This window comes from Terrihalobacillus insolitus, assembly GCF_028416575.1.
GTDB classification, from domain to species: domain Bacteria; phylum Bacillota; class Bacilli; order Bacillales; family Amphibacillaceae; genus Terrihalobacillus; species Terrihalobacillus insolitus.
On sequence record NZ_JAMQKB010000002.1, the window covers coordinates 1 to 12,172 of the forward strand.

The window sequence follows — 12,172 nt, forward strand, 5'->3', positions numbered from 1 at the left end:
TGGCACGATTGAAGTTAACAAGAACATCCGTAATGGCGTTGACATATGTAACGGCTATCTTGTTTTTATAGACTCGATTAGAGAAGTACGTTTTTGTGCCCATCGCCATTCTCCTTTCCCTTCATAACTAAATGATATCAGAACAAATGTTTGGTGTCAACACAATTTTATCTCCTCCGGAGGGGCGAATCATCCCCCACTTATTATTGGTGTTACCCACCTTCACATAATGGAAGTAGGGGTCTTCTCGCCCGTGAAAAGATAAAAGCGACCAAAGTGGCCGCTTTTATTTTGCATATTCAACTGCTCTCGTTTCCCGGATTACCGTCACTTTTATATGGCCTGGATAATCAAGCTCATCTTCAATACGCTTACGAATATCTCTGGCAATTTTTAGTGATTCTAAATCGTCAATCTCATCCGGTTTCACTATAATTCGAATTTCACGTCCCGCTTGAATCGCAAAGGATTTCTCTACACCTTCATAGGATTCCGAGATTTCCTCCAATTTCTCCAACCGTTTGATATAATTTTCGAGAGTTTCACTTCTTGCCCCTGGTCGAGCAGCAGATAAGGCATCTGCGGCAGCAACAAGTACAGCAATGATAGAAGTTGGTTCTTCGTCTCCGTGGTGTGAAGCAATGGAGTTGATTACCACTTCGTTTTCCTTATACTTCGTTCCTAATTCTTTTCCGATTTCCACGTGACTTCCTTCCACTTCATGGTCGATCGCTTTTCCGATATCATGAAGTAGTCCAGCCCTGCGAGCGAGCGTTTCATCCTCACCTAGTTCGGCAGCTAATAGACCAGAAAGGTAAGCAACCTCTGTTGAGTGTTTTAATACATTTTGACCATAGCTTGTCCGATATTTTAAGCGACCAAGTATTTTAATAAGGTCTGGGTGCAATCCATGAACACCAACCTCAAACGTTGTTTGTTCCCCTACTTCACGAATATATTCATCTACCTCACGTCTGGATTTTTCAACCATTTCCTCAATTCGCGCTGGATGAATTCTACCATCTTGAACGAGCTTTTCAAGCGCAATACGCGCTGTTTCTCGTCTAATCGGATCAAATCCTGATAGTATGACGGCTTCAGGAGTATCATCAATTATTAAATCGATTCCTGTTAAGGTTTCTAACGTTCGTATATTACGGCCTTCACGACCAATAATACGACCCTTCATTTCATCGTTTGGTAGGTTTACAACGGATACTGTCGTCTCTGCAACATGGTCAGCTGCACAACGCTGCAAAGCAAGCGAAAGAATACTTTTGGCCTTCTTATCTGCTTCCTCTTTGGCCCGGTTCTCAGCCTCTTTTATCATTAACGCCGATTCGTGGGATACCTCATTCTCTACACGCTCTAAAATAATCTGTTTTGCTTGATCAGATGTATAACCAGAAATGCGTTCGAGCTCTGTCTGCTGTTTGCCTAACATAGCTTCCACTTTGCTTTCCGTTTCTTCAATTTGTTGTTGTTTTGTTGCTAGAGAATCTTCCTTCCTCTCCAACATTAGTTCACGCTTATCCAGCGTTTCACCTTTACGGTCCAGATTTTCTTCTTTTTGCATTAGACGGGTTTCTTGTTTTTGGATTTCCATTCGTCTTTCACGAAGTTCTTGGTCTACCTGCTGACGAAGTTTGTGATTTTCATCCTTCGCCTCCAAAAGCGCCTCTTTTTTGGCGGCATCTGCGTTCCGATACCCTTCTTCAACGATTTGCTTTGCCAATTGTTCTGCACTAGAAATCTTCGCCTCAGCAATAGATTTACGAATCACATACCCAACAACAATACCGACGATTAGGGCAAGCAAAATGGAGATGATTAAGACAACCATGGTTTCACCTCCTCTTGCTATAAACTTGTACAATTCATTCCAGTCGGCATGTACAACGTTTCATTAAATTAACCTTTATTCGATAATGGATTGTATAATAAATAAACAATTATACATACTAATTTTAATCTTGGTGCCATCTATTGTCAAGGAAACGTCAAATTTATGTAACATACATTTCAAATATTTTCATAAGTTATGTTGTTTCATAGCATCTGTTGTCGAACTAATTTCAGAATTTGCAGTGTAAAAACGCGCGAGATTTTTGGGATTCGGGGTACTTTTCTTATTTGTTTCTGTAAATGGGTGTTCTATTTTTTAATATTTATAAAAAAAGGATACGAATCGATGTCCGATTTGTATCCCTAATTCATAAATATGTGATAGAATGTTCGGTTTACATGTCCAAAGCTTCTTGAGCGTCCTCTGCTGCTTCTACTTCTGTGGTGTCTAATCCGTGATGCTTTCTTATGAGACTATGAATCTCATTCATAATTTCTACATTATCCTTTAGGAACTGTTTCGCATTTTCGCGGCCTTGTCCAAGACGCTCTTCATTATAGGAATACCATGCACCACTTTTTTGCACAATATCTAGTTCTGAGCCAATATCGATTAGTTCTCCTTCTTTTGAAATTCCTTGTCCGTACATAATGTCCACTTCCGCTTGTCGGAAAGGAGGAGCAACTTTGTTTTTAACAACTTTAATTTTAGTTTTATTTCCAATCATTTCATTACCTTGTTTAAGGGTTTCCGCACGACGCACTTCAAGTCTTACAGATGAATAGAATTTAAGGGCACGTCCGCCAGGGGTTGTTTCTGGGTTTCCAAACATAACGCCTACTTTTTCTCTTATTTGGTTAATGAATATAGCTGTTGTCCTTGACTTATTGATTGCACCAGAAAGTTTTCTAAGTGCTTGTGACATTAATCTGGCTTGTAGGCCAACGTGGGCGTCCCCCATCTCTCCTTCGATTTCCGCTTTTGGTACTAAAGCGGCAACGGAATCAATGACGATCATATCAACAGCACCACTACGTACAAGAGCTTCCGCAATTTCAAGCGCCTGTTCACCCGTATCTGGCTGAGATAGCAGGAGATCATCAATATTAACACCAAGATTTCTTGCATATACAGGATCAAGCGCGTGCTCCGCATCGATAAATGCAGCTTGTCCACCAGTTCGTTGTGCTTCTGCAATTGCATGAAGTGCTACAGTCGTTTTACCAGATGATTCAGGTCCATAGATTTCCACTACGCGTCCACGTGGGTATCCACCAACTCCAAGTGCTACATCCAATGCAAGAGAACCACTCGGAACGGTGGCTACTTTTTGTTCGGCTGATTCTCCAAGTTTCATAATCGAACCTTTACCAAATTGCTTTTCTATTTGTTTTAACGCCATATCTAGTGCCTGTTTACGATCACTCAATCAAATTTCCTCCTTATAGTACATCCTCTTCCATCAATCTACTACTATCATAACTTGTTTTATGAGATTTGCCAAGTAGTTAATCGAATAAATGTTCTCTTATTTTTGCAAGTTAATAATACAACGAAAAAAGTACTTTCTATACACAATAATTGTTTTTTTGTGGTTCAAAACGTAATGAAAACAGTTTTCCCGATTAGCGAGCGGACTCGTAATTCTTTTTAATTTGTTGCCAAAGAAGCTCATAGCCTTTTTTGACAGTTCTATTTCTAATCGTCTCACGATCACCAGAAAAAGTATATTCTTTTACTACAGTTGGAGATCCCTTTTGAGAAATCGCAATATACACTGTGCCGACTTTTTTCCCTTCTGATTCGTCTGGGCCTGCTACACCAGTAAAACTAACGCCAATTGATGCATCCAATTTCTTCATTACATTTTCCGCCATTTCGGTTGCGCACTGCTTACTTACTGTGCCGTGTGTTTTAATCGTTTGATCGGAAACACCTAACACTTTCTGCTTTACAGAAGTAGCATAGCATACAATACCACCTTGACATACGGAAGAAGCTCCAGAAACTGCGACCATTTTATCCATGAATTTCCCACCAGTAAGACTCTCTGCGGCAGCAATTTTCCTTGTGGATTCTTTTAATAATGACACAACTTTTTGTTCAATCGTTTCTTCGTCATACCCATAAAAATAGGAACCAGAAATGGCTAGGATTTCTTGTTCTGTTTGATTGAGCATATCATCTGCTATTTCTTTTGTTGCTGCTTTTGCCGTTATACGGATCGCTACTTCTCCTTCTGAAGCGAGTGGCGCAATTGTCGGGTTATCTTGGTTTACGATAAGCTTCTTTAAGTCATGTTCTAGTTGGGATTCTCCAATTCCAATAAAGCGTAACATTCGTGATTGTATTACTGCATTCAAATGCAACTTATTTTTGAGATGAGGCAGTGCTACGGTGGAAAGCATATGCTTCATCTCCCTTGGAACTCCAGGCATAAATACCCATGTGGTATCGTCATAATCGATGATCATCCCAGGTGCCATTCCAACTTCATTTGATAGAACGTAGGCTCCTTCAAAGATTCTCGCCTGCTTTCGATTATTTAAAGTCATTTGCCGGTTGGCACGCTTAAAATACCCTTCTATTTTGTGCATGGATGCTGGCTCTTCAATCAAATGAAAGCCTGTTATTATTTGAAATGCTTCTCTTGTTAAATCATCGTCTGTTGGTCCAAGCCCACCTGTAACAAAAACAAGTTCAGACCTTTTTCCTGCATGTTCAAACGTATTGGAGACCCGTTCCAGATTATCCCCAACAACACTATGATAAAGTGTATGAATCCCATATTTGGCAAGTTGTTCTGAAATCCATTGTGCGTTCGTATTTGATATTTGTCCTAAAAGAAGCTCGGTGCCAACTGCTACAATTTCAGCTCTGACCTGTCCCATTATTTAGAATCCCTCATTACATGCCAATTTTTCACAAAGTAATCTACTCCAGAATAGATTGTGATGATCAGTGCTATGTAAAGCATGATGCTACCAAACGGAAATCCAATGTAAGAGAAAGGAAAATTATGCAGTAATAAAACGGAAACCGCAATAATTTGTGTCCATGTTTTTAATTTCCCTGCCTGGCTAGCAGCTAATACAATGCCCTCTCCAGCAGCTACAAGGCGTAGTCCCGTAACAGCAAGTTCTCTACTAATAATTAAGATTACAATCCAGGCTGGTGCAAACCCCATTTCAACCAAAAGGATTAGTGCAGCAGAGACGAGCAGTTTGTCGGCAAGTGGATCTAAAAATTTCCCAAGATTTGTTACAAGATTAAATTTTCTAGCGTAGTACCCATCAATCCAGTCCGTTGCAGATGCAATAATAAATAAAACGCCAGCAACTAAATGCGAAATTGGTAATACTCGTTCCCCAATTGGAATTTCACCCCAATCAAATGGAACGCTTAAAAGAAGAATAAAGATAGGAATTAAAAAAATACGTGAAAGTGTGATCCGATTCGGTATGTTCACGGGGTTAAAGCCTCCTGTAAAGTTCATTTTCACAATACAAACCCTTCCCGCACTATAAAGGTGGAAAGGGTAACAGCATGTACAATTTCTATTTCGTTTGGTTGCCTATTTCAATCCAAATCCTTTGAAGCACTTCTTCGTTTGGATCGACTTCATATGTTAATGGTACTCCATTTATGGATATAGCTAAATTCGGAGCACTTCCAACCCGAAAGTACAATTTTTCTTCCCCTGTCAAATCAAATTGGATTGGCGATTTATCGGCCTGTAGAGTTTGTGAATAGAAAGATTTACCCTTGCCATTTTCCACCTGTAACCATGATTTCGTGTCTGTTTCAAATTCTACCACAACACTGTCTCCAGGGTTCACTAGTTCGTAAACTGTGACAGGTTCACCTGACTCTGTATCTTGATTTACGACGTTTAGTTGAGGTTCTTTCTCTGCTGGTTTTTCATCAGATTCATCTTCTTTGGGTGTTTCAGAATTACCCCCATTGTTATTGTCTGATTCCTCATTATCCGTAGATGCTTCGGGATCATTAGGTTCTTCTGGATCAGATTCAATTATAATTTCTTCTTCTCCATTATCTTGTTGCCCAGACTGGGGGGCATCGTTTGTAACAGATAGCTGATAAAAGTACCAAACAAGAAAAATAGCACCGACAATTAATAAAACAACCGCAACAGACGGTAAGAAAGAGAAAATAGCAGGACTTTTTGATGAAGAAGCACTTTCTTTTCTATTTCGTTGTGCACGTGTATATTGAATAGAGCTATCATCTGTTACTTTTGGTAGCTCAGACTCATACTCCTCCATTAATGCTTCAGAGTCTATACCTACTGCTGCAGCATACTCCTTGATAAACGCCCGAACATAAAACCTACCTGGCATTACATCAAAATTACCCTTTTCAATTGCCTGCAAATATCTTTTTTGAATTTTGGTGATTTGCTGCAATTCCTCAAGGGTTATGTTCTTAGCCTCTCTAGCTTCTTTAAGTCTCGCTCCTATTTCCATATTTAAAACACCATCCATTTTTAAAAATCAAGCATGGAAAATCCATCGTCTTGTGACATGCTTGGTTTCTCCATTGTGTCATACGTGATTTCCTCGTTTTCATCGCTTCTTAATTCTATAATATAATCAAAGTCATCAAGCTTGTATTCCGTCTGTTGGACAAACATATCTGGATGCTCCACAACTTTTGTTGCTGGAAGTCGTATGATCTCTCTTACAAGTTGCCAATGCTTTTCGCTTGCACGTCGGGTTGAAACGATTCCATCAATGATGTACAAATTATCTTCGTTGTATTCATCTTCAATTAATTGACTTCTAATTGTTTGTTTTAATAATGTACTGGAAACAAATAACCATCGCTTGTTTGCGCAGACGCTAGCAGCAACAATCGATTCTGTTTTTCCTACACGTGGCATCCCCCGGATACCAATTAGTTTGTGCCCATCCTTTTTAAACAATTCAGCCATGAAGTCGACCAATAGTCCTAATTCATTTCGTACAAATCGAAATGTTTTTTTATCATCCACATCACTATGTATATATCGACCATGACGTACTGCAAGTCGATCCCTTAGCTTTGGTTTTCTAAGTTTTGTTATGTTAATCGTATCCATTGTTTGTAAAATCGATTTTAAACGTGTTATTTGTTCATCGTGTCTAGATAAAAGCAACATCCCACGCCGGGAATTTTCCACACCGTTAATTGTTACGATGTTAATGGAAAGCATCCCTAATAATGAGGATATATCACCTAATAAACCTGGTCGGTTATACTGGATTTCGTATTCAAGATACCACTCTGTCTTTTCCATAAAAAAGCTCCTTTTCCAATAAGAAATCCTGTTACTTTCATCATATATGATTTTTATCGTTTAGAAAAGCAATTCTTAGAAGAAATTACTCCTTTCACACTCATTTGCATGGAAATGAGAAAAATTGCTCAACTTTTGTCGTGATGTACAAGTTCACATAGAAATTGCTCAATTCAAATTTCAACTGGTATGGAACTGTAAAGATAAACAAAACCCCTGCTATAAATAATCAGCAGGGGTTTTGAATGTGATGTAGTTATCTGCCATTGCCTTGATTTTGAACTAATTTCACCATTGCATTTGCAATTGCATGTTGTTCATTTTTAGAAGCAGAATTCCATAATTCACGTAGTACCGCTTCTTGATCGTTTTTCGCATCCACTTTTGTGGCTAAATAATCACCAATCTCAAATGCTAAATCATTAACGGCATTTTTATTCATGCCTTGCCCTTCCGCCTGATTTAAACGATCCCCTAGAAAGTCTTTCCAGGATTCAAAATTTTCAAGAACAGACATTTTAACTCCTCCTTCATTCTTCTTTCGACTATAGCTTTTGATTTTCCGAAAAGTTTATACATAAAGAATGAATGAATGAATTCAAATGTCACCATCCGCCAGAAACTGTCATCATTTCCCCATGAATATAAGCGGATCTTTTATCCATAAGAAAAGAAACAGCATGGGCAACCTCGTCAGGAAGACCTTCTCGATTGAGAGGAATTTCCTCTATAATTGCCTTTTTTTCTTCTTCCGTTAAATTGCGATTCATCTTTGTATCGATAAAGCCTGGGCTAATTCCGTTTACACGTATGCCACTACGCCCGACTTCTTTCGCTAACGCCTTCACAAAAGTATTCTGTGCACCCTTGACTGATGAATAAACAACCTCACAACTGGCACCTACCTCCCCCCATATGGAAGAAATAAGAAGGATGTGTCCCGTTTTTCTTTGTAGCATATCCGGGAGAAACTGCTTCGTGATCATCCAAATAGCCTTTACATGTAGACTGAGCATTTGATCCATAACGTCCTCTTCTGTATCCTGAAAAAGCCCGTTATGTGCCATACCATTCACAAAAACAATCGCGTCGTATGTTGGATGTGTTTGTGAAAGAAACGTTTGTATGCCCTCATTTGTACTTAAATCCGCTTGCATAACATTAAGTACTGATTCGAATGGTAGCACTCGTTCCAGTTGTTCAATAGCTTCTTTATTTTGGTTGTAATGAAGAACTAGCTGCATTCCATCCTTGGCTAATTGTTTTGCGATGGCTACGCCGATTCCTCCACTTGCTCCTACGAGTAAACATGTTTTTCCCATACCCGATCTCCTCGTATAGTATATTTAAGAAGGAACGATCTGGCAAACGGAAATCCTGTCTTCGTCAATCCATTGTTCAACAAATTGGTTCGCCTCTTTTACTGTTAGCTGTTCAATCTCTGGCAGGACATTAAATAAATCAATGCCAAGCAAGTGGTAGTGTGTGAACTGGTTCGCCACAAATTCAAGTGAGTTCATCGCCCTTAAAAACATGCCGATTTTTTTCCGTTTCATCCGTTGAAAATCCTCTTCCTTAATGGACGAGTTTTTTAATCGGTGTAACATTTCCTGAATCGTATCGGCTAGCTGATCGGGTTTTGTTGAGTTCCCGCCAATAATGGAAAATCCAAAATCCCGCTCCAAATTCGTTTCAAATTGAAAGCTATGATCAATTAAATCCTGCTCATAAAGTTCTTGGTAAAAGGAGCCACTTTTTGAAAAATAATAATCAAGTAGCATCTCTGTCAAAAGCTCGTTGTGCAAAAATTCCTGTTCTGAATTCAATTCCCCTTTTTCTTTAATGCCTACCATACATTTTGCAGTTGATACTGGCATTTTTATGACACGCTTTTTTTCTGCTACACGAGCAGGTTCATTAGGAAAAGAGCGCTTTATTTCTGTTGGTTCAACAAAAGATTTGTTTGCTTGATTTTCTTCAATGAGCTTCATCATTTCTTCCGGATTGAAATTGCCTGCAACAAAAAATGTCATATTCGATGGGTGGTAAAATGTGTTGTAGCACGTGTATAACGTATCTTTCGTTATGTTTTGGATCGAATCAACCGTTCCAGCAATGTCAGTTCGCACAGGGTGTTTTTCAAAAAGACTTTGAATCGTTCCAAAAAAGGAACGCCAATCTGGTTGGTCATCATACATTTTTATTTCTTGACCAATAATGCCTTTTTCCTTTTCAACGGATTGTTCGGAGAAATAAGGTTCCTGCACAAAGTCAAGCAAGGTTTTTACATTTTCTTTTATATTTGTAGTTGCAGAAAAAAGATACGCAGTTTTAGTAAAAGAGGTAAAAGCATTTGCTGAGGCTCCTTGTTTTGTAAAATCCTGAAAAACATCCCGATCTTTTTTCTCAAATAATTTGTGCTCAAGAAAATGGGCAATCCCATCTGGAACCGTCACTTCCTCTGTCTCCCCAATCGGTACGAACGTTTGATCAATCGAACCATAATTAGTAGAGAATATTGCAAAAGTCTTGGCCATTTCTGGCTTAGGCAATAGAAAAATTTGTAAGCCGTTCTCTAGTTTTTCGGAATAAAGGGTTTCTTTTAACTGGTCATACGATGTTTTATTCATTCATATCTCCCCCTCATTTGTTAAAAAATAGACCGTATCCAATTCGATTTTTGTTGCTACGTTCATTAAGTCGGCTTTTGTTACGTTTTTTATTCGTTCCATTACTTGCTCAGGTGTTATTTTGCTTTTCGCCAGTACCTGATGGTATAAAATCTCAATTAACCCTTGTGGATTATCCATTGTCTCTAATAATTGGTTAACGACAAGATTTTTTGTTTCTTTAACCTGTTCCTCGGTGAAATTACCTTGTCTCATCTGTTCCATTTGCTCTTGAATGATGTCATTCGCTTTGTCAAAATCAGTTGGAGCAATCCCACTGAAAACAAGCAATAGGCCTTTGTGACTTTCAATCCTTGATGCGGCATAGTAGGCTAAACTGTTTTTTTCTCGAACATTAATAAATAGCTTAGAGCTGGGGAATCCACCAAAGATACCATTAAATACCTGCAACGCATAATAGTCGTCATCACCGTACGTAATGTTCGTACGATAACCGAGGTGTAGTTTCGCCTGTTGAATGCTTTGTTTTTCCACAATATTTTGTACTTCTCTTTTTTTATGAACATCTTTGGCGTTACGATCGTTATGATCGATCGATTCCTCACGTTCTTTGAAATGCTTGTTTACTAAGCCCTTTACGTAAGATGCATCAAAATCACCTAGCACATATACATCCATTTGATCCTCTTTCAACAATTGTTGATAATATTCAAATAAACTGTCAGGAGTAATTGTGTCAAGATCCTCTAAGTAGCCATGAACATGTAAACGGTATGGTTCATCTTTACACATTTCGTCTATTAAGCGCATATTGGCATAAGCCATTTTATCATCGATGATCGAGTCTATTTTTGCTTTTAATGTTTGCTTTTCTCTTTTTACAATTGTTTCGTCAAACATGCCATCCTTCGACTTTGGTTCAAAAATAATCTCACTGAGTAAGGTTACTGCACGATCAAATATGTCTTCCTTTGTTGTCAAGTACGTCTCATTTGCAAACTCGAGCCGGAGGGATAGGATGTGCTCCTCCCCTTTTTTAGAACCATCAATGGATAATGTCGCACCAAAAAGATCATCTAAAGCGATACGTAATGCTCTTGCATTTGGATGGTTTTTCGTACCCTGTTGCAAGATATATGGAAGCAATGCACGCATCGTAATGGTTTCCCTTGTTAGTGGAGCCTTCAATTTCACAACGATATTAATCGTTTTATATTTTTCACTTGTAAGGAAGTGAATGTTGTAGCCATTTTTCTGGACAATTTCTTCTTCTGTTGATTTCATAATAGACAGATCCTCCCAAAAATAAAGGTACTCTTAGCATTTCATAAAGGTTAAAATATATCCAGTCTTTCGTATGTATTTCATGTATTTCATATCCTATGTTAAGAAAAAATTTGTTGATTGTAAAAAGATAAAACCAGGGTTTACCAGGTTTTATCTACTACCTTTAATATATGGTTCTCCATTTGCTTTTGGTGCTTCTGCTCTTCCAATAAATCCAGCCAAAGCTAGTATGGTTAACACGTATGGCGCAATCAATAAATAAACCTGTGGAACATTTTCTAATAAGGGAACACCGGAGCTAATGACACTTAAACTTTGAGCTAGCCCAAAAAACAATGCTGCACCCATCGCTCCAAGCGGATGCCATTTACCAAAAATAACTGCGGCAAGAGACATAAAGCCTTGTCCTACAATAGTGGAACTGGAAAAATTAAGGGCGATTGTTAAAGCAAAAACAGAGCCACCTAAACCACCAAGTGCACCTGAAATCATTACAGCGATATACCGCATTGCATACACGTTAATCCCATTCGTATCTGCTGCCATCGGATGTTCACCAACAGAGCGAAGACGTAGACCAAACGGCGTTTTATAAAGGATATACCATCCGACAAAGGCTAACGCGATCGCTAAATAAGAAGTCAAGTACATATTTTGAAAAAACAAACGACCGAGGATCGGAATATCGGCGAGTATTGGAAAATCAATTGTATAGAATGGATAATCAACCATATCTGTTTGCCCTTTACCGTACCACTGTTTTGTTAAAAAGACACCTAAACCAAGTGCCAGAAAATTAATCGCAACACCACTTACAACCTGATCAGCACGAAAGGATACTGAGGCAACAGCATGTACAATGGAGAAAACCGATGATATGACCATGGCAACTAGGATCGATATCCATGGAGTTGCTGCACCAAATGTTTCACCAAAAGCAAGGTTAAAGACAATTCCAACAAATGCCCCCATTACCATTAAACCCTCTAGTCCAATGTTAACAACACCAGATCGCTCACTAAACACTCCTCCTAGGGCAGTAAAAATAAGAGGGGCAGCAAAAAACATAGCTGGTGGAATGATGGACTGTAATACATCTATAAAACCCAT

Annotated in this window: 11 protein-coding genes; all 11 read right to left on the reverse strand. The window is 38.8% G+C overall.

All coding sequences use genetic code 11. The features are described from left to right. Nucleotides 1-286 precede the first annotated feature (286 nt). Nucleotides 287-1,843: a ribonuclease Y gene (gene rny, locus NC797_RS03180; protein ID WP_272435231.1), complete on the reverse strand. Its 1,557-nt coding sequence runs from the start codon at nucleotides 1,841-1,843 to the stop codon at nucleotides 287-289. Nucleotides 1,844-2,240: 397 nt separating this feature from the next. Next, complete coding sequence (recA, locus tag NC797_RS03185; RefSeq protein WP_272435232.1) at nucleotides 2,241-3,275, reverse strand: recombinase RecA; 1,035 nt, start codon at nucleotides 3,273-3,275, stop codon at nucleotides 2,241-2,243. 196 nt (nucleotides 3,276-3,471) lie between these two features. Further along, the gene (locus NC797_RS03190) at nucleotides 3,472-4,737 is read right to left on the reverse strand and encodes a competence/damage-inducible protein A (protein ID WP_272435233.1); all 1,266 of its coding nucleotides are present in this window, start codon (nucleotides 4,735-4,737) and stop codon (nucleotides 3,472-3,474) included. Then, on the reverse strand, nucleotides 4,737-5,315 hold the full coding sequence (gene pgsA / locus NC797_RS03195) for a CDP-diacylglycerol--glycerol-3-phosphate 3-phosphatidyltransferase (RefSeq protein ID WP_272435234.1): 579 nt from the start codon (nucleotides 5,313-5,315) through the stop codon (nucleotides 4,737-4,739). The genes NC797_RS03190 and pgsA overlap by 1 nt, the downstream gene beginning before the upstream one ends. A gap of 88 nt (nucleotides 5,316-5,403) precedes the next feature. Next, nucleotides 5,404-6,333, reverse strand: a complete 930-nt coding sequence (locus NC797_RS03200) for a helix-turn-helix domain-containing protein (protein ID WP_272435235.1) — start codon at nucleotides 6,331-6,333, stop codon at nucleotides 5,404-5,406. A gap of 20 nt (nucleotides 6,334-6,353) precedes the next feature. Continuing rightward, nucleotides 6,354-7,145, reverse strand: coding sequence for a YmfK family protein (locus NC797_RS03205; protein ID WP_272435237.1), 792 nt, complete (start codon nucleotides 7,143-7,145; stop codon nucleotides 6,354-6,356). Nucleotides 7,146-7,401: 256 nt separating this feature from the next. Further along, complete coding sequence (locus NC797_RS03210) at nucleotides 7,402-7,662, reverse strand: DUF3243 domain-containing protein (protein ID WP_272435238.1); 261 nt, start codon at nucleotides 7,660-7,662, stop codon at nucleotides 7,402-7,404. Nucleotides 7,663-7,750: 88 nt separating this feature from the next. Beyond that, a complete protein-coding gene (gene ymfI / locus NC797_RS03215; protein WP_272435239.1) occupies nucleotides 7,751-8,467 on the reverse strand; it encodes an elongation factor P 5-aminopentanone reductase in 717 nt (238 codons plus the stop codon). A gap of 24 nt (nucleotides 8,468-8,491) precedes the next feature. Next, a complete protein-coding gene (yfmH, locus tag NC797_RS03220) occupies nucleotides 8,492-9,775 on the reverse strand; it encodes an EF-P 5-aminopentanol modification-associated protein YfmH (RefSeq protein ID WP_272435241.1) in 1,284 nt (427 codons plus the stop codon). Further along, nucleotides 9,776-11,059 carry an EF-P 5-aminopentanol modification-associated protein YfmF gene (gene yfmF / locus NC797_RS03225; RefSeq protein ID WP_272435243.1) on the reverse strand — a complete coding sequence of 428 codons (1,284 nt, stop codon included), beginning with the start codon at nucleotides 11,057-11,059 and terminating at the stop codon, nucleotides 9,776-9,778. Nucleotides 11,060-11,212: 153 nt separating this feature from the next. Next, complete coding sequence (locus tag NC797_RS03230) at nucleotides 11,213-12,172, reverse strand: ABC transporter permease (RefSeq protein WP_272435244.1); 960 nt, start codon at nucleotides 12,170-12,172, stop codon at nucleotides 11,213-11,215.

Bases quoted from the DNA above. Each gene is read 5' to 3' on its own strand.
- NC797_RS03205 (WP_272435237.1), bottom strand. From the start codon at position 7,145: ATGGAAAAGACAGAGTGGTATCTTGAATACGAAATCCAGTATAACCGA.
- NC797_RS03230 (WP_272435244.1), bottom strand. From the start codon at position 12,172: ATGGGTTTTATAGATGTATTACAGTCCATCATTCCACCAGCTATGTTT.
- rny (WP_272435231.1), bottom strand. From the start codon at position 1,843: ATGGTTGTCTTAATCATCTCCATTTTGCTTGCCCTAATCGTCGGTATT.
- yfmH (WP_272435241.1), bottom strand. From the start codon at position 9,775: ATGAATAAAACATCGTATGACCAGTTAAAAGAAACCCTTTATTCCGAA.
- yfmF (WP_272435243.1), bottom strand. From the start codon at position 11,059: ATGAAATCAACAGAAGAAGAAATTGTCCAGAAAAATGGCTACAACATT.
- NC797_RS03190 (WP_272435233.1), bottom strand. From the start codon at position 4,737: ATGGGACAGGTCAGAGCTGAAATTGTAGCAGTTGGCACCGAGCTTCTT.
- NC797_RS03200 (WP_272435235.1), bottom strand. From the start codon at position 6,333: ATGGAAATAGGAGCGAGACTTAAAGAAGCTAGAGAGGCTAAGAACATA.
- NC797_RS03210 (WP_272435238.1), bottom strand. From the start codon at position 7,662: ATGTCTGTTCTTGAAAATTTTGAATCCTGGAAAGACTTTCTAGGGGAT.
- ymfI (WP_272435239.1), bottom strand. From the start codon at position 8,467: ATGGGAAAAACATGTTTACTCGTAGGAGCAAGTGGAGGAATCGGCGTA.